1 pseudogene is annotated in these 253 nt (G+C 45.5%); it reads right to left on the reverse strand.

Annotated elements, in window-relative coordinates:
* Nucleotides 1–161: pseudogene (locus SB660_RS22305) on the reverse strand (SAM-dependent methyltransferase); the annotation flags it as partial.
* Nucleotides 162–253: the final 92 nt, after the last annotated feature.

The raw sequence follows: 253 nt of genomic DNA on the forward strand, positions 1-253 counted from the left end.
TGTTGAATCGACAGCATTTGAAGCAGCACTTCAATGCCCGCTTCTTCCATAATCGGAACATGGTGCTCTTTTGCATAGGCTTCAAGCTTTTTCACTTTATCAGGCCGAGGCTTCAGCATCGCGTTTATATACTCGTTTATTTGTTCATACCGATCATTCACGGCAAACAGCCTCCGTTCTAAAAAGGAGTGCCCCTGACGAATCCGCGGGGACACTCTCTTCAGACACTTCTTTATCCATAAGTAAACAACCC

Origin of the sequence: Bacillus sp. SIMBA_005 (assembly GCF_046535585.1) — a bacterium.
GTDB classification, from domain to species: Bacteria; Bacillota; Bacilli; order Bacillales; family Bacillaceae; genus Bacillus; species Bacillus pumilus.